At 36.5% G+C, this 18,042-nt stretch carries 11 protein-coding genes; 10 read left to right on the plus strand and 1 reads right to left on the minus strand.

Annotated features, from left to right (window positions below; genetic code table 11):
- Nucleotides 1-58: 58 nt before the first annotated feature.
- From rplK to ACFSTE_RS09995, 8 genes are all read left to right on the plus strand, one after another.
- Nucleotides 59-496, plus strand: a complete 438-nt coding sequence (gene rplK, locus ACFSTE_RS09960; protein WP_176029150.1) for a 50S ribosomal protein L11 — start codon at nt 59-61, stop codon at nt 494-496.
- A gap of 18 nt (nt 497-514) precedes the next feature.
- On the plus strand, nt 515-1,210 hold the full coding sequence (gene rplA / locus ACFSTE_RS09965) for a 50S ribosomal protein L1 (RefSeq protein WP_176029151.1): 696 nt from the start codon (nt 515-517) through the stop codon (nt 1,208-1,210).
- Between the two features lie 15 nt (nt 1,211-1,225).
- Nucleotides 1,226-1,747, plus strand: coding sequence for a 50S ribosomal protein L10 (gene rplJ / locus ACFSTE_RS09970; RefSeq protein ID WP_378256522.1), 522 nt, complete (start codon nt 1,226-1,228; stop codon nt 1,745-1,747).
- A gap of 67 nt (nt 1,748-1,814) precedes the next feature.
- Nucleotides 1,815-2,189, plus strand: coding sequence for a 50S ribosomal protein L7/L12 (gene rplL, locus ACFSTE_RS09975; RefSeq protein ID WP_176029153.1), 375 nt, complete (start codon nt 1,815-1,817; stop codon nt 2,187-2,189).
- Nucleotides 2,190-2,324: 135 nt separating this feature from the next.
- Complete coding sequence (gene rpoB, locus ACFSTE_RS09980; protein ID WP_176029154.1) at nt 2,325-6,134, plus strand: DNA-directed RNA polymerase subunit beta; 3,810 nt, start codon at nt 2,325-2,327, stop codon at nt 6,132-6,134.
- Nucleotides 6,135-6,233: 99 nt separating this feature from the next.
- The gene (rpoC, locus tag ACFSTE_RS09985; RefSeq protein WP_176029155.1) at nt 6,234-10,535 is read left to right on the plus strand and encodes a DNA-directed RNA polymerase subunit beta'; all 4,302 of its coding nucleotides are present in this window, start codon (nt 6,234-6,236) and stop codon (nt 10,533-10,535) included.
- Between the two features lie 59 nt (nt 10,536-10,594).
- Nucleotides 10,595-10,903, plus strand: coding sequence for a DUF3467 domain-containing protein (locus tag ACFSTE_RS09990; protein ID WP_176029156.1), 309 nt, complete (start codon nt 10,595-10,597; stop codon nt 10,901-10,903).
- A gap of 38 nt (nt 10,904-10,941) precedes the next feature.
- Nucleotides 10,942-11,265 carry an Mpo1-like protein gene (locus ACFSTE_RS09995; RefSeq protein WP_378256519.1) on the plus strand — a complete coding sequence of 108 codons (324 nt, stop codon included), beginning with the start codon at nt 10,942-10,944 and terminating at the stop codon, nt 11,263-11,265.
- A 42-nt stretch (nt 11,266-11,307) separates the two neighbouring features.
- Here ACFSTE_RS09995 and ACFSTE_RS10000 read toward each other — a convergent pair whose 3' ends face one another.
- The gene (locus ACFSTE_RS10000) at nt 11,308-12,894 is read right to left on the minus strand and encodes a peptide chain release factor 3 (protein WP_176029158.1); all 1,587 of its coding nucleotides are present in this window, start codon (nt 12,892-12,894) and stop codon (nt 11,308-11,310) included.
- A 407-nt stretch (nt 12,895-13,301) separates the two neighbouring features.
- Here ACFSTE_RS10000 and ACFSTE_RS10005 point away from each other — a divergent pair, with 407 nt between their 5' ends.
- Nucleotides 13,302-17,822 carry an Ig-like domain-containing protein gene (locus tag ACFSTE_RS10005; protein WP_378256517.1) on the plus strand — a complete coding sequence of 1,507 codons (4,521 nt, stop codon included), beginning with the start codon at nt 13,302-13,304 and terminating at the stop codon, nt 17,820-17,822.
- A 59-nt stretch (nt 17,823-17,881) separates the two neighbouring features.
- Nucleotides 17,882-18,042, plus strand: a 161-nt coding sequence (locus ACFSTE_RS10010; protein WP_378298137.1) for a type IX secretion system membrane protein PorP/SprF, incomplete at its 3' end; no start/stop codon positions are given.

The following is an 18,042-nucleotide window of genomic DNA, read 5'->3' on the forward strand; positions in this document are numbered from 1 at the left end:
CTGAATTGTTCTTAACGCTTCCAAAACTGTAGGACAATTCTAATTTAAAATTAGAGAAATGGCTAAAGAATTAAGTAAGGTAGTAAAACTACAAGTTCGTGGAGGTGCTGCTAATCCTTCTCCTCCTGTTGGACCTGCTTTAGGTGCTGCCGGAGTAAATATCATGGAATTCTGTAAGCAATTCAATGGTAGAACACAGGATAAAGCTGGAAAAGTATTGCCAGTGGTTATTAGTGTTTATAAGGATAAGTCGTTTGACTTTGTTATAAAGACTCCACCAGCAGCTGTTCAAATATTGGAAGCAGCTAAACAGAAAAAAGGTTCAGGAGAGCCTAATCGTAAAAAAGTAGCTAGTGTTACTTGGGATCAAGTTCGTGCGATTGCAGAAGATAAAATGCAGGATCTTAATGCATTTACTATAGAGTCTGCAATGAAAATGATTGCCGGAACAGCTCGCTCTATGGGTGTAACTGTTAAAGGTGACGCACCATTTTAATCATTAAACGTTTATAAAATGGCTAAAGTAACTAAAAAACAAAAAGAAGCACGTGCTAAGGTTGATAAGAATAAAGCTTACACGTTAGAGGAAGCTTCTTCTTTAGTAAAAGAAATAACAAATGTAAATTTTGATGCTTCTGTAGATCTAGCTGTTCGTTTGAACGTTGATCCACGTAAAGCGAATCAAATGGTACGTGGGGTAGTAACATTACCACATGGAACAGGTAAGGATGTTAAAGTATTAGCATTAGTTACTCCTGATAAAGAAGCTGAAGCAAAAGAAGCAGGAGCTGACTTTGTAGGGCTTGATGAGTACTTAGATAAGATCAAAGGAGGATGGACTGATGTTGATGTAATTATCACAATGCCTAGTGTTATGGGTAAATTAGGACCTTTAGGAAGAATCTTAGGACCTAGAGGATTGATGCCTAATCCAAAGACTGGAACAGTAACAATGGATGTAGCAAAAGCTGTTTCTGACGTAAAAGCTGGTAAGATCGATTTTAAAGTTGATAAAACAGGAATCGTTCACGCTTCTATCGGAAAAGCATCTTTTGATTCGAATAAATTAGCTGGAAATGCTAAGGAATTATTAACAACATTAGTAAAGTTAAAGCCTCAGGCAGCAAAAGGAGTATATATTAAGTCTATATATATGTCTTCTACAATGAGTCCTGGAGTAGAAGTAGATTCTAAAAACTTTGCTGGGTAATTAAGATAAACGATTATGACTAGAGAAGAAAAATCACAAGTTATTGAAGACTTAACTGCTCAGTTAGCTGATAATTCTAACATCTATTTAGCTGATATATCAGGTCTTGATGCAGGAACAACTTCAAACTTACGTAGAGCTTGTTTTAAAGCAAATGTATCACTAGCAGTGGTAAAGAATACTCTATTAGCAAAAGCTATGGAGAATTCAGATAAGGATTTCGGAGAATTACCAAATGTATTAAAAGGTAATACTTCAATTATGTTCTCAGAAACTGGGAATGCACCAGCGAAGGTAATTAAGGAATTTCGTAAGAAATCAGAAAAGCCTTTATTAAAAGGAGCCTTTGTAGAAGAAGCAATATTTGTAGGTGACGAAAACTTAGAGACCTTAGTTAACATTAAGTCTAAAGAAGAAGTTATCGGAGATATTATTGGCTTACTACAGTCACCTGCTAAGAACGTAGTATCTGCGTTGAAGTCAGGAGGAGGAAAAATAGCTGGTATCCTTAAAACATTATCCGAGAAAGAAGGATAATCATAATGTGTACGCACTTTTAACAAATTATATTTCAAATTAAAATTATTATTTAAAACGATAGAAAATGGCAGATTTAAAAGAATTCGCAGAACAATTAGTTAACTTAACAGTAAAAGAAGTTAATGAATTAGCTGATATATTAAAAGAAGAGTATGGTATCGAACCTGCTGCTGCTGCTGTAGCTGTAGCTGGAGGAGCTGCTGGTGGTGGAGAAGCTGCTGAGGAGAAAACAGAATTTGATGTTATCCTTAAAGCTGCAGGTGGATCTAAATTAGCTGTTGTAAAACTTGTAAAAGATTTAACAGGATTAGGTCTTAAAGATGCTAAAGAATTAGTAGATGGTGCTCCTAAAGCAGTAAAAGAAGGAGTAGCTAAAGACGAAGCAGAAGCTCTTAAAACTCAATTAGAAGAGGCTGGAGCTGAAGTTGAGCTTAAGTAAGCTTACCATAGTTCAAAATATAGGTTTAGACCTGGAGATTATTTCTCTAAGGTCTAAACCATTTTGCGTATATAAGTAATAAGTCTTATTAAATCGCATCATTTTTTAAAGTTTTAATTTAAATTCCGTCCATTGATGTTAGCAACACAAACTGAAAGATTGAATTTCTCTTCTGTAAAGAATAGACCTGAATATCCAGACTTTCTTGATATTCAGATAAAATCATTTCAGGATTTCTTTCAACTAGAAACGAAGTCTGAAGAAAGAGGAAGCGAAGGTCTGTATAATACCTTCATGGAGAATTTTCCGATTACAGATACACGTAATCAATTTGTATTAGAGTTTATAGATTACTTCGTAGATCCTCCAAGATATGATCTTCAAGAATGTATAGAAAGAGGGTTAACATATAGTGTTCCCTTAAAAGCGAGATTAAAGCTTTTTTGTACCGACCCGGAACACGAAGATTTTGAAACCATAGTGCAGGATGTATATTTGGGAACGATCCCCTATATGACACCAAGTGGTACCTTCTGTATCAATGGAGCCGAGCGTGTTGTAGTGTCACAGTTACACCGATCTCCTGGTGTATTCTTTGGACAATCATTCCACGCCAATGGAACAAAGCTGTATTCTGCCAGAGTAATTCCTTTTAAAGGATCCTGGATAGAATTCGCTACAGATATCAATAGTGTGATGTATGCATATATTGATAGAAAGAAAAAATTACCGGTAACAACACTTTTCCGTGCTATTGGATTCGAGCGCGATAAAGATATTTTAGAAATTTTTGATCTTGCAGAAGAGGTGAAAGTTTCTAAATCCGGATTGAAGAAAGTTTTAGGACGTAAATTAGCCGCACGTGTATTGAATACATGGCATGAAGATTTCGTAGATGAAGATACCGGAGAGGTAGTATCAATCGAAAGAAATGAAATTGTATTGGATCGTGATACGATCTTAGACAAGGATCATTTGGATGAGATTGTAGACTCTGGAGCTAAAACAATCTTATTACATAAAGAAGATAATCAAAAAGGAGATTATGCAATTATTCATAATACCCTTCAGAAAGATCCTACCAATTCTGAAAAAGAAGCAGTAGAACACATATATAGACAATTACGTAACGCTGAACCGCCTGATGAGGAAACCGCAAGAGGGATCATCGATAAGTTGTTCTTCTCTGATCAGCGATATAACCTAGGAGAGGTAGGTCGTTACAGAATGAATAAAAAATTAGGGTTGGATATCGAAATGGATAAGCAGGTACTTACCAAAGAAGATATCATAACTATTATAAAATACTTGATTGAGTTAATTAACTCTAAAGCAGAGATTGATGATATTGATCACCTTTCTAATCGTCGTGTTAGAACAGTAGGAGAGCAGTTGTCTCAGCAATTCGGAGTTGGATTGGCAAGAATGGCGCGTACTATCCGAGAGCGTATGAACGTTCGTGATAACGAAGTCTTTACTCCAATCGATTTGATTAATGCCAAAACATTATCATCTGTAATTAACTCTTTCTTCGGAACAAATCAGCTGTCTCAGTTTATGGATCAAACAAATCCATTAGCAGAGATCACACATAAACGTCGATTATCAGCGTTAGGACCTGGTGGATTATCAAGAGAACGAGCAGGATTTGAGGTTCGTGACGTTCACTATACACACTATGGTCGTTTATGTCCTATTGAAACGCCAGAAGGACCAAATATTGGATTGATATCTTCATTATCAGTATTTGCAAAGGTGAATTCGATGGGATTCCTGGAAACCCCTTATAGAAAGGTAACTGAAGGGAAAGTGGATCTAAAAGAATTTAGATACCTAAGTGCTGAAGAAGAAGAAGAAAAATTAATAGCGCAAGCCAATATACCATTAGAAGAAGATGGAACAATTGCTTCTGATAAGGTAATTGCACGTATGGAAGGTGACTTCCCGGTAGTAGATCCGGAAAGTGTAAACTATGCCGATGTAGCACCAAATCAGATTGCTTCTATTTCAGCGTCTCTAATTCCTTTCTTGGAGCATGATGATGCGAACCGTGCCTTGATGGGATCAAACATGATGCGTCAGGCAGTACCATTATTAAGAGTACAGGCACCAATTGTAGGAACAGGATTAGAAAGACAGGTGGCTTCCGATTCCCGTGTATTGATTAATGCAGAAGGAAACGGAGAAGTAGAGTATGTAGATGCTAATAAGATAACGATTAAGTATGATAGAACTGATCAACAGCGAATGGTAAGCTTTGATGGAGATTCTAAAACATATAATCTTATCAAATTCCGTAAGACTAACCAGGGAACTTGTATTAACCTTAAACCTATCGTAAGAGTAGGTGACAGAGTAAACAAAGGACAGGTATTGTGTCAGGGGTATGCTACAGAAAATGGAGAACTTGCTTTAGGTAGAAACATGAAAGTAGCCTTTATGCCTTGGAAAGGGTATAACTTTGAGGATGCGATTGTGATTTCTGAAAAAGTAGTAAGAGAAGATATTTTTACTTCTATTCATATTGATGAATACTCACTGGAAGTTAGAGATACGAAACTTGGTAACGAAGAATTAACCAATGATATTCCAAACGTATCCGAAGATGCAACTAAGGATCTGGATGAAAATGGAATGATCAGAGTGGGTGCAGAAGTAAAACCTGGAGACATTCTGATTGGTAAAATTACACCAAAAGGAGAAAGTGATCCGACACCAGAAGAAAAACTACTTAGAGCTATATTCGGGGATAAGGCTGGAGACGTTAAAGATGCTTCATTAAAAGCTTCTCCTTCTTTACACGGAGTAGTAATTGATAAGAAGTTATTCGCCAGAGTAATTAAAGATAAGCGTAAACGTTCTCAGGATAAAGAAGATATTTCTATCTTAGAACGATCGTATGATGCAAAATTTGCATTGCTAAAAGACGAACTTGTAGAAAAGTTATTCCTTATCATAGGAGGAAAAACTTCTCAGGGAGTTATGAATGATCTTGGAGAAGAAGTGTTGCCAAAAGGAAAGAAGTATACTCAGAAAATGCTGAATAGTATTGATGATTATACACACTTGACAAAAGGGACATGGACTACTGATGATGAGTTAAATTCATTAGTTGCAGATCTGTTGCATAACTATAAGATCAAAGAAAACGACTTACAAGGGAACTTAAGAAGAGAGAAATTTACAATTTCAGTAGGAGATGAACTTCCTTCAGGAATTATAAAGCTTGCTAAAGTTTATATCGCGAAGAAGCGTAAACTGAAAGTGGGAGATAAAATGGCAGGACGTCACGGTAACAAAGGTATTGTGGCACGTATTGTTAGAGAAGAAGATATGCCATTCTTGGAAGACGGAACACCAGTGGATATTGTATTGAATCCATTAGGGGTACCATCACGTATGAATATCGGTCAGATTTATGAAACAGTATTAGGTTGGGCTGGACAAAAATTAGGTAGAACATATGGTACACCTATTTTTGATGGAGCTTCTCTGGATGAGATTAATAAATTTACTGATGAAGCTGGAATTCCAAGATTCGGTCATACCTATCTTTTCGATGGAGGTACAGGAGATCGTTTCGATCAGCCAGCAACGGTAGGAGTAATCTACATGCTGAAACTAGGACACATGGTTGATGATAAGATGCATGCACGTTCTATTGGACCATACTCATTGATTACGCAGCAACCATTAGGAGGTAAAGCTCAGTTTGGAGGACAGCGTTTTGGAGAAATGGAAGTTTGGGCATTAGAAGCATACGGAGCTTCTAGTACACTTCGTGAAATATTGACGGTAAAATCTGATGATGTAATTGGAAGAGCAAAAACATACGAAAGTATTGTGAAAGGGGAACCAATGCCAGAACCTGGATTACCAGAATCCTTTAATGTATTAATGCATGAATTAAAAGGACTGGGACTGGATATCAGATTAGAAGAATAGTGAAAAATAACAGTCTTACTTATAGAAGTAATAAGTAAGACTGTATTCATCGTACTATTCAATATTTAAAATACAATAATTCTTAAGGTACCATATATTATGGCAAGAAATAATGATAAGAATGCAGTAAAGAGATTTAATAAAATCTCTATAGGATTAGCCTCTCCAGAATCTATATTGGCACAATCAAATGGAGAAGTTTTAAAGCCTGAAACTATTAATTATCGTACACATAAACCAGAACGTGATGGTTTATTTTGTGAGCGTATTTTTGGTCCTGTAAAGGACTTTGAATGTGCTTGCGGTAAATATAAAAGAATTCGTTACAAAGGGATTGTTTGTGACCGATGTGGAGTAGAAGTAACGGAGAAAAAAGTAAGAAGAGATAGAGTAGGACATATTAACCTAGTAGTCCCTGTAGCTCATATTTGGTATTTCCGTTCATTACCAAACAAAATTGGATACTTGTTAGGACTTCCTTCTAAGAAACTGGATATGATAATCTACTACGAACGTTATGTAGTTATCCAGCCAGGAATTGCTAAGAATGAAGAAGGGGAGCCTGTACAAAAGATGGACTTCTTAACAGAAGAAGAATATCTAAATATATTAGACAGCTTACCGCAAGAAAATTTATACCTGGATGATACTGATCCAAATAAATTTATTGCAAAAATGGGAGCTGAATGTCTTATAGAGATATTAAAGCGAATCGATTTGGATGCGCTTTCGTATGAGCTGAGACACAAAGCAAATAATGAAACATCAAAGCAACGTAAGACTGAAGCATTAAAAAGACTTCAGGTTGTAGAATCATTACGAGAAGCAAATAAGAATAGAGAGAATAGACCAGAATGGATGATTCTCAAAGTGATTCCTGTAATTCCGCCAGAATTACGTCCGTTGGTACCATTGGATGGAGGAAGGTTCGCTACTTCTGATTTGAATGATTTATATCGTAGAGTAATTATACGAAACAACCGTTTGAAGCGATTGATGGAGATAAAAGCTCCAGAGGTTATCTTGCGTAATGAAAAGCGTATGTTACAGGAATCTGTAGATTCGTTATTCGATAACACAAGAAAAGCTTCAGCAGTAAAAACAGATTCGAACAGACCTTTAAAGTCACTTTCAGATTCTTTAAAAGGAAAACAAGGACGTTTCCGCCAGAACTTATTAGGTAAACGTGTGGATTATTCTGCTCGTTCTGTAATTGTTGTAGGACCGGAATTAAAGCTATTCGAATGTGGATTGCCTAAAAATATGGCAGCAGAGTTATACAAGCCTTTTGTTATCAGAAAGCTGATAGAAAGAGGAATTGTAAAGACTGTAAAATCTGCTAAAAAGATTATTGATAAAAAAGAGCCGGTAGTATGGGATATTCTAGAAAATGTACTAAAAGGACATCCGGTATTACTAAACCGTGCTCCGACACTTCACCGTTTAGGTATTCAAGCATTCCAGCCAAAACTAATAGAAGGTAAAGCTATTCAGTTACACCCATTAGTATGTACGGCATTTAATGCCGATTTTGATGGGGATCAGATGGCGGTTCACTTACCATTAGGACCAGAAGCTATTCTGGAAGCACAATTGTTAATGTTAGCTTCTCATAATATTCTGAATCCAGCAAATGGTTCTCCGGTAACAGTACCTTCACAGGATATGGTGCTTGGGTTGTACTATATGACAAAACCTCGTAAGTCAACCGACGAATTGGAAATAAAAGGAGAAGGGTTAACCTTCTACTCTCCAGAAGAAGTGATTATTGCTTATAATGAGAAAAAATTAAATATTAATGCCAACATTAAAATCAAGGCTCTTGATTTTAATGAAGAAGGAGAATTAGTTCCTCAGATAATTGAAACGACTACTGGTAGGGTACTGTTTAATATGAAAGTACCTAAGAAAGCAGGTTTCATCAATGAGGTATTAACTAAGAAGTCACTTAGAGATATTATCGGACGTATTCTTAGTTTAACTAGTGTTCCTGAAACAGCGGCATTCTTAGATGAAATTAAAACATTAGGATTTAATTTCGCATTTAGAGGAGGGTTATCCTTTAGTTTGGGAGATATTATTATCCCAAAAGAGAAGCATACGATGATTGCAGATGCTAATGGTAAAGTAGATGATATCGTAGCAAACTATAACATGGGATTAATAACCAATAACGAACGTTATAATCAGGTTATTGATATATGGACATCGACAAATGCTCAGTTGACAGAGTTATCGATGAAGAGAATTCGAGAAGATCAACAAGGATTCAATTCTGTGTATATGATGCTTGACTCCGGAGCGAGGGGGTCTAAAGAGCAGATTCGTCAGTTAACTGGAATGCGTGGATTGATGGCTAAGCCTAAGAAATCTAACTCTGCCGGAGGTGAAATTATTGAAAACCCGATTCTTTCTAACTTTAAAGAAGGGTTATCGATCTTAGAATACTTTATCTCTACTCACGGAGCTCGTAAAGGACTAGCGGATACGGCATTGAAAACTGCCGATGCAGGATACCTTACAAGACGTTTGGTAGATGTAGCACAAGATGTAATTATTAACATTGAAGATTGTGGTACATTACGAGGAGTTGAAGTATCAGCATTGAAGAAAAATGAAGAAATAATTGAACCATTAGGCGCACGTATTGTCGGACGTACTTCATTAGTGGATGTAATTAATCCGTTGACACAGGAAGTTATCGTTGAAGGAGGAGAAGAAATCGATGATAAGATCGCTAAGAGAATAGAAGAATCTCCTGTAGAATCAGTAGAAGTACGATCAGCATTGACATGTGAGGCAAAACGCGGAATATGTGTAAAATGTTACGGGCGTAACCTTGCTACCGGAAAAACAGTTCAGCGAGGAGAAGCGGTAGGAGTTGTTGCTGCACAATCCATTGGAGAACCAGGAACACAGCTTACACTTCGTACTTTCCACGTAGGAGGTATTGCAGGAAACATTTCCGAAGAAAACCAATTAAAATCTAAGTTCGCTGGTAAGGTGGAAATAGAAGAATTGAAATTGGTAAAAGGAGAAGATCCAGAAGGAAATGAAATTGATGTAGTAATTTCTCGTACTTCAGAAATTAAGATAATAGACCCTAAAACTAAAATTACGTTAAGTACGAACCTTATTCCTTACGGTTCTCAATTAATGATTCAGAATGGAGATACAATTACCAAAGATCAGGTGATTTGCCAGTGGGATCCATATAATGGAGTGGTTATTTCTGAATTTGCAGGGAAAGTTCGTTATGAAAATATCGAGCAAGGAATTACTTATCAGGTAGAAATAGATGAACAAACAGGTTTCCAGGAAAAAGTAATTTCAGAATCAAGAGATAAGAAGAAAATCCCAACGTTACAGATTTTAGGGAAAGGAGATGAAGTACTACGATCGTACAACTTACCTGTAGGTGCCCACCTTATGGTAGAAGATAATGAGAAGATCAGAGTAGGAAAGATCCTAGTGAAGATTCCTAGAAAGTCTGCTAAGGCAGGGGATATTACAGGAGGTCTGCCAAGAGTAACAGAATTATTCGAAGCACGTAATCCTTCAAACCCAGCAGTGGTAAGTGAAATCGATGGAGTTGTTTCTTTTGGAAAGATAAAACGTGGTAACCGAGAGATTATCGTAGAATCTAAAATAGGAGAAATAAAGAAATACCTTGTTAAGTTATCGAATCAGATTCTGGTACAAGAGAATGATTTCGTAAGAGCAGGAATGCCGTTATCAGACGGATCAGTTACTCCAGAGGATATCCTTAAGATCAAAGGACCTTCTGCTGTACAGCAGTACCTTGTAAACGAAGTACAGGAAGTATACCGATTACAAGGAGTGAAGATCAATGATAAACACTTTGAGGTAGTGGTACGTCAGATGATGCGTAAGGTTAGAATTGTAGATCCGGGAGATACTATATTCCTAGAGAATCAATTAGTTCACAAATCTGATTTTATAGAAGAAAACGATCAAATCTTCGGAATGAAGGTGGTAGAAGATGCAGGAGATAGTGAGTTATTAAAACCTGGTCAGATCGTTACTCCTAGAGAATTAAGAGATGAGAATTCTGTGTTGAGAAGAGAGGATAAGAATTTAGCAACTGCTAGAGATGTAACCCCTGCAACAGCAACACCTATCTTACAAGGAATTACCAGAGCGTCTCTACAAACAAAATCATTTATATCAGCAGCCTCATTCCAGGAAACTACAAAAGTACTGAATGAAGCAGCCGTAAGTGGAAAAGTAGATAGCTTAGAAGGTCTTAAAGAAAATGTAATTGTTGGACATAGAATACCAGCAGGTACAGGAATGAGAGATTATGAAAGCATCATAGTAGGATCTAAAGAAGAGTTCGAAGATAGAATGGAACAAAAACAAGAAGTAAATTTTAACTAATAGAGCGAAAAGCCTGCCAGACGGCAGGCTTTTTTTTGCTTTGCCTAAAAAAAAGATATATGTCAGATAATAAAAATCAACACCAATTAAATATCGAATTGGATGAAAATGTAGCAGATGGTACGTATAGTAACTTAGCTATAATTAATCATTCGATTTCTGAGTTTGTAGTCGATTTTGTGAATATAATGCCAGGGAGACCTAAAAGTAAAGTGAAGAGTCGAATTATTTTGACACCGCAACACGCGAAACGTTTTCTAAAAGCATTGGCTGATAATGTACAAAGGTTTGAAGAGGCACATGGAGAGATAAAAGACTACGAACAACCTCCAATTCCAATGAACTTTGGACCTACAGGACAAGCGTAATAGTTTATTTTGCTGATAATTAGTATTTTTATAGTACGATGTCAGATAATACTATAAAAACATATCAGGAATTTTATCAGTTTTATTTAAAAGAACATAAGAATAAAGTAAGTAGGATATTACATTTTGTAGGGACTTTACTCGTGTTTATTCTAGTCGTTTTAGGAGTTATTTCTCAATGGACATGGCATTGGGTGTTTGTTCCTCTTGTCGGATATGGATTTGCATGGGTAGGACATGCTTTTTTTGAAAAAAATAAACCGGCTACATTTCAATATCCTGTATGGAGCCTATTGTCAGATTTTAAACTATTTTTTGAAATCCTTTTTCGGAAAAGATCATTTAATAGTGAAGAAGATTAAAAAAAGCCGAATAATTATATAATTATTCGGCTTTTTTCTTTTCTAAAATTCCGAAGTGTAATGGAATTTTATAGCAGGATATTTTTGTTCTGTCATTTGTAGTGAAAAAGATGAGTCTGCAAAGAAGACAAGTTGTCCATGTTTGTCTTTGGCTAAGAATTTGTTCTTTACTCGTTTAAATTCTTTAAACTCTTCTCCATTTTCATCTTCGGGATCTACCCAGCAAGCTTTGTGTACATTGAGGTTTTCATAAGTACATTTGGCTCCATATTCATGCTCCAGCCTATATTGAATTACTTCGTATTGAAGAGCCCCAACTGTTCCGATTACTTTTCGTCCGTTCATTTCCAAGGTAAAAAGTTGAGCAACTCCTTCATCCATTAACTGGTCAATTCCTTTAGCCAGTTGTTTTGACTTTAGCGGATCTGCGTTGTTAATATATCTGAAGAATTCAGGTGAGAAACTAGGGACCCCTTTATAATTCAGTTTTTCTCCGGTAGTCAGTGTGTCTCCGATTTTGAAGTTTCCGGTATCATGTAGTCCTACGATGTCTCCAGGGTATGAAATATCTACAATCTCTTTTCGTTCGGCAAAAAAAGCATTGGGACTACTGAACTTCATTTTTTTATTAAGCCTGGTGTGTAAATAGGGAGCATTTCTTTCAAAAGTCCCGGATACAATTTTTATAAAAGCCAAACGATCCCTGTGTTTGGGATCCATGTTCGCATGGATCTTAAAAACAAAGCCAGTAAAGTCTTTTTCTTCCGGGTGTACAACCCTAAGATCACTTTCCTTTGGTCTTGGAGGAGGAGCAATAGATATAAAACAGTCTAATAGTTCTCTAACTCCAAAATTGTTTAAGGCAGAACCAAAAAAAACAGGTTGAAGTTCTCCGTTTTTATATGCTTCCTGATCGAAAGAAGGATAGATTCCTTCTACTAACTCTATTTCCTCACGGAGGGTATCAGCAGCAGTGTCACCTATAAGATCACTTAACTCAGGAGATGACAAATCCGAAACTTCTATGGTTTCTTCAATGTTTTTTCGACTGTCCCCGCTAAATAAATTAATGTTTTTCTCCCATATATTATAGATTCCTTTGAAATCATAGCCCATACCGATAGGGAAACTCAAAGGAGTGATTGTAAGTCCTAGTTTTTGTTCGATTTCATCAAGTAGCTCAAATGCATCTTTTCCTTCTCTATCTAATTTGTTTATAAAAACAATCATAGGGATATTACGCATTCTACATACGGAGACCAGCTTTTCTGTTTGCTCCTCTACCCCTTTGGCAACATCTATTACTACAATAACACTATCAACAGCGGTTAAAGTTCTAAAAGTGTCTTCAGCAAAATCTTTATGCCCAGGAGTATCTAGTATGTTTATTTTGTATGATTTATATTCGAAAGCAAGAACAGAAGTAGCAACAGATATACCTCTTTGCCTTTCGATTTCCATAAAATCACTAGTGGCTCCTTTTTTAATTTTATTCGATTTTACAGCTCCGGCTTCTTGAATAGCTCCTCCAAAAAGTAATAGTTTTTCAGTAAGTGTGGTTTTTCCTGCATCTGGATGAGAAATAATACCAAATGTCCTTCTTCGTTGTATTTCTTCTGTGAATTTCATGCTACTATTTAATGAAGGAGCAAATATACTATTATTAAATAAAGAATGTAAAGCATAAAGAAGGTGTAAGTTACTTACCAATTTAAACGTTTAGCAGTGTTTTTTGTCGAGTAAAGTAGTGTTTGATCTAAAATGTTAAAATTTCACCAATTTCTGTATGTGTTTAATACCACGCTCTTTGTAAATTGTACCCTTAAAATTAATTACGGGAAAACCGTATATTTGTTAAGGTTTTATAAATCAATGATTTTAGGGGCTTTTTTTAAAATTAATATTATAAAAACCATTAATTGATTGAGAACAACATTGTAAGTGATTTTTAATTAGTGATTTGTGTATTGGGGGCACGATTATTAATAGATAAAAATTACGTTACAAGTATTACATAACTAACAAAATCATTCAATATGGTAGTTTTTCACTTTGTTAAAAGGTTATTAACTCTAGGGGCTTTTGAATATTTTCAAACGAGTTACAGACACATTAGAGTACCGGTAAGGGTAAATGGATTATTTTTAATAGCTTTCTTGGTTATAGGACTAGGAGCGTATGGACAGGCTGTCGATCCGTGTACAGATGGAGCCAGTGTATCAGGGGAGATTACAGTTTCTGATGCAGATGGGGATGGGATTAACAACTTTTGTGATGCAGATAATGATGGAGATGGAATCTCTGATGTTGCAGAAGGAAGGTGTAATGTAGCACAATCAGGAACCTGGTCAGCAACAGGTACAGGAACTGAATTTTCATATGATTTTGGAAACGGAATTATCGCCAGAGTTACTACTACAACTTCATTTGCTTTTTCTTCAGGAAATTTTAATCCGTCAGGAACTGGCTTTTGGTCAAAACCTCTGGAAGGGAATGTTTCTCTTCAAAATGAGTATGATTGGGATTCTTTTTTGACTATTAACTTTGAGGATGCATTAGGAAATCCAGTCTTAGTAGCTAATCCGATTTTTCATTTTGATAGAGTAGGAGGGTATATTGCTACAGGACAAAACTCAGCAGTCATTACCTTGCAAGATGGTGCCACATGGACAAAGTTAGCAGGTACGACTGATTTTGAAGTAACTCCTACTACTGTTTTTGATGGAGGGGCAGGAACATTACCCGCACCAGGAAGAGTAGGTTCAGAAAGTACAATGGATGATGCGGATGGATCTGCAGCGGGATCCGTAATGATTAATGAGGTAGTATCTACGGTTACGTTTCAGTTTATTGAATTAGGAAATGCCGTACCTCACTTAAATAGAGATGGGATTGAAATTATTATAGATGCATGTATCGCATTGGATACGGATTCAGATATGATTCCTGATTACTTAGATTTAGATGCAGATAATGATGGAATCTATGATGTGGTAGAAGCAGGTTTTGATGCAAAAGACACAAATAAAGATGGGAGACTGAATCTTGCAGATGGAACTTATGTTGATGTAAATAATAACGGACAAGAAGATACTATAGAATCTGCTACAGTGATTGATACCGGAAATGACGGTTCATTAGATTATATTACTTTGGATAGTGATGGAGATGGTTGTTCTGATGCAAACGAAGCATATAATGATGAGAATGCCGACGGAGGTGATGGAGGACAATATGGAACAGTAGACCCATCGACAGTAGATGCGAATGGATTAGTAACTGAAGCAGGGATAGATTATAGTTTAGGGACGAATACCAATGTCACAACAGCAGGAAATGCTCCAGTTATAACAACCCAGCCAGTAGATCAAACAATAAATGCTGGAGGGGATATAATATTTGAAGTAAGTGTTTCTGGTACAGGAATCGTATATCAGTGGCAGGTGGATACAGGGAGTGGGTTTATGGATATCGATCCAGCTGATATGACTGATATATACACAGGGAGTGATTCAGCGACCTTATCTTTAACGAATATTCCTGTTGCGGATCATGATAATACATATAGAGTTCGGATAACAAGTACTTCTTATGTATGTAGCAATCAACTGTCTGATGAAGCAGTGTTAGATTTAAATCCGGTAGCAGAAGATGATGCGTATACAACTATTGAAGATGTTGCTCTGACGACTCCTGATGTTTTGCTTAACGATGCAATTGTTGATGGAGCGAGCATTACTGCTTTTGATGCTACAGGAACTAATGGAGGAACCATTATTAATAATGGAGACGGAACATTTACTTATACTCCGGTTTCAGGGTATACAGGAACTGATACATTCACATATACAATATGTGATAATGATACACCTACAGCTAGTTGTGATACCGCGACTGTAACGATTACCATTACTGATGAAGGAAACCCAATAGCAGTAGATGATGCTTTTGATACCGTAGAAGATACACCGGTGACAACAACAGATGTGTTGCTTAATGATACTGTTATTGATGGCGCAAGTATTATTGCTTTTGATGCGACAAGTACTAATGGAGGTACAGTTGTTAATAATGGAGATGGAACGTTTACATATACACCAGTTTCAGGATTCACAGGAATAGATACATTTACCTATACTTTATGCGATGACGATGCACCTGTAGCAAGTTGTAATACAGCTACTGTGCGTATTACTGTTATCCCAGCGATTGAGTGTGATACACAAAAAACTTTAGATTGGTCTGGTGTGACATGGGGACCTGGAGACGCGTCTGCAACCTATACAGTTAGTAATACAGAACTTAATTTTTCGGTGACAGATGCATCAAATTCTTTGATCGCTGCTCCTGTACAATTACCAGTGTCTGGAGCTTTTTACAGAGGAAGCCAAGCTGGAATTCAGGAAACATTATTGTTAGCTTCAGACCTTACAGTATTAGGAACCACTAATGAAGTTGTTGTCGAGGTAGATTTAGGGATTTCAGGAATAGGAGTTAATAGTCTTAATTTTGAATTATTTGATGTGGATGGAGAACTAGGAGCTTTCTTCAGACAAGAAAAATATGTAATTACAGGATTTCTGAATGGCGCTACCGTGCTTCCGGTGATTAATGCATCAGGAAGCCAGCTTGTAACGGCAAATACAATTTTAGGAGTGGACCCTTCAGAACCTAATGGAGCTACCTCGGAAGAAGGAACCGTATATATAGGATTCCCTTCTGCTGTAGATAAGGTAGAGATACGATTCTCTATTGATGCGGGAGCAGTTATTAATCCAGGGAGTATTCCTGGTTTTGGAATTTATGATTTCAACTTTTGTCCGATTTTATTGTTGCAATCTGATACCGTAATCACTAATGAAGATACTTCAGTTCAGGTAGATATATTGAATAATGATAGCGGAATTCCAACAGAAGGGACTATTGCAGCAAGTGACCCATCAAATGGAACAGTCGAAATAGATGATAATGGAACCCCAGATGATCCTTCAGATGATGTATTAACCTATATTCCTGATCCGGACTTCAATGGTATGGATTCGTTTACATATACGGTATGTGATACAGCTTCACCTCAAAATTGTGATACAACTACAGTCGAAGTAACTGTGGTACCTGTAAATGATCCTCCTATAGCAACTGATGACTTATTTACTGGAGCAGAAGAAACAGAAATAACAGGAAATATTATTACAGCTGATAATGGAAATGGAATAGATAATGATATTGATTCTGCTGTATTAACAGTGACTGAATTTACTGTAGAAGGAACTAATTATGTAGTGCCGGATGGAGGAAGTAATGAGGTAATCTTGGATGGAATAGGAACTGTTGTTATTCATTCGGATGGAACGCTGAGTTTTACTCCAATAAAAGATTATCATGGGACATTACCGGTGATAACATATACAGTATCTGATGGGATGTTGACTGATCAGGGAGATATAACCATAGTGGTAACAAATGTTCCAGACCCATTATTACGTCTGGTAAAAACAGGAGAGCTAATTAACAGAGAAGTACATTATACTTTTACAGTGACTAATATTGGAGATACCGAAATTGATAATATTGTTATTGATGATGCGAGATTAAATGCTAGTGATTTAGTATTAGTTCCCAGTACATTATTGCCAGGAGAAGTAGGAACCGTGACAGCGATTTATCCAATTACAGATGAAGATATAAGAGATCAGGAGGTGATCAATAGTGCGACTGTTATTGGAGTCGATCCAGAAGGAAATGATATTATGGATATTTCTGATAATGGAGATGAGACTATAGATGATGATGGAGATGGAGATCCAGGGAATGATCCGACAATTACTTCTTTAGATACAGTATCTAATCTGGCATTGACCAAAAAAGGAGTATATGTAGATGCGAACAATGATGGAGTGCCTAATGTTGGAGATCAAATAACTTATTTTTTCACAGTGGCAAATACTGGAAACGTAGTTATAGAGAACATTGTGTTAACAGATCCATTAATAGGTATAGAAATTACCGGAGGTCCGATAACGTTAGAACCAGGAGAGGTGGATGGAAGTACTTTTTCAGGAGTGTATACCTTGACCGCAAAGGATATCAATCAAGGGAATGTTGAAAATCAAGCTACAATTACAGGGCAAAACCCTGATGGAGAAGATGTAATAGATCTTTCTGATGATCCTGATAATGATACTGATGTTGATGATGATAATGATGGAGATGGAGAAGATATCACAATAACACATATTGATATGGTAGACGATTTTACGGTCTTTACTGGAGTAAGCCCTAATGGTGATCAGATCAATGATGAGTTCAGAATTGTAGGTCTTAAAAACTTTCCTAATAATACAGTAGCAATCTATAATAGATGGGGAGTCAAAGTTTTTGAAGAAGAAGGATATGAGCAAGAAAATAATAAGATGTTCAAAGGGTATAGTGACGGGAGAGCTACTATTGATGAAAATGAACCGCTACCGGTAGGAACTTATTTTTATACCGTAGAGTATGAAGATGCAGCAGGAGAAAGAAAATTTAAATCAGGATTCTTATACTTAAATAGATAATTATGTGAAAGGGGAGAGTTTCCTCTCCTCTTTTTATTGAAAAATTAAAAACTGTATAAATGAATAGACTTATACTTTTAATTGTTTTTGTAACTAGTGTATGGTCAGCATCAGCACAGCAAGATGCTCAGTATACACAATATATGTATAATACGATAAGTGTCAACCCTGCATATGCTGGTAGTCGGGGAGTGATGAGCATCAGTGGTCTTCACCGGAG

This window comes from Aquimarina hainanensis (genome assembly GCF_042684685.1).
Classification (GTDB): domain Bacteria; phylum Bacteroidota; class Bacteroidia; order Flavobacteriales; family Flavobacteriaceae; genus Aquimarina; species Aquimarina hainanensis.

Coding starts and splice junctions, on each gene's coding strand:
- ACFSTE_RS10005 (WP_378256517.1), top strand. CDS start 13,302: ATGGTAGTTTTTCACTTTGTTAAAAGGTTATTAACTCTAGGGGCTTTT.
- ACFSTE_RS09990 (WP_176029156.1), top strand. CDS start 10,595: ATGTCAGATAATAAAAATCAACACCAATTAAATATCGAATTGGATGAA.
- ACFSTE_RS10000 (WP_176029158.1), bottom strand. CDS start 12,894: ATGAAATTCACAGAAGAAATACAACGAAGAAGGACATTTGGTATTATT.
- rpoC (WP_176029155.1), top strand. CDS start 6,234: ATGGCAAGAAATAATGATAAGAATGCAGTAAAGAGATTTAATAAAATC.
- ACFSTE_RS09995 (WP_378256519.1), top strand. CDS start 10,942: ATGTCAGATAATACTATAAAAACATATCAGGAATTTTATCAGTTTTAT.
- rplK (WP_176029150.1), top strand. CDS start 59: ATGGCTAAAGAATTAAGTAAGGTAGTAAAACTACAAGTTCGTGGAGGT.
- rpoB (WP_176029154.1), top strand. CDS start 2,325: ATGTTAGCAACACAAACTGAAAGATTGAATTTCTCTTCTGTAAAGAAT.
- rplL (WP_176029153.1), top strand. CDS start 1,815: ATGGCAGATTTAAAAGAATTCGCAGAACAATTAGTTAACTTAACAGTA.
- rplA (WP_176029151.1), top strand. CDS start 515: ATGGCTAAAGTAACTAAAAAACAAAAAGAAGCACGTGCTAAGGTTGAT.
- rplJ (WP_378256522.1), top strand. CDS start 1,226: ATGACTAGAGAAGAAAAATCACAAGTTATTGAAGACTTAACTGCTCAG.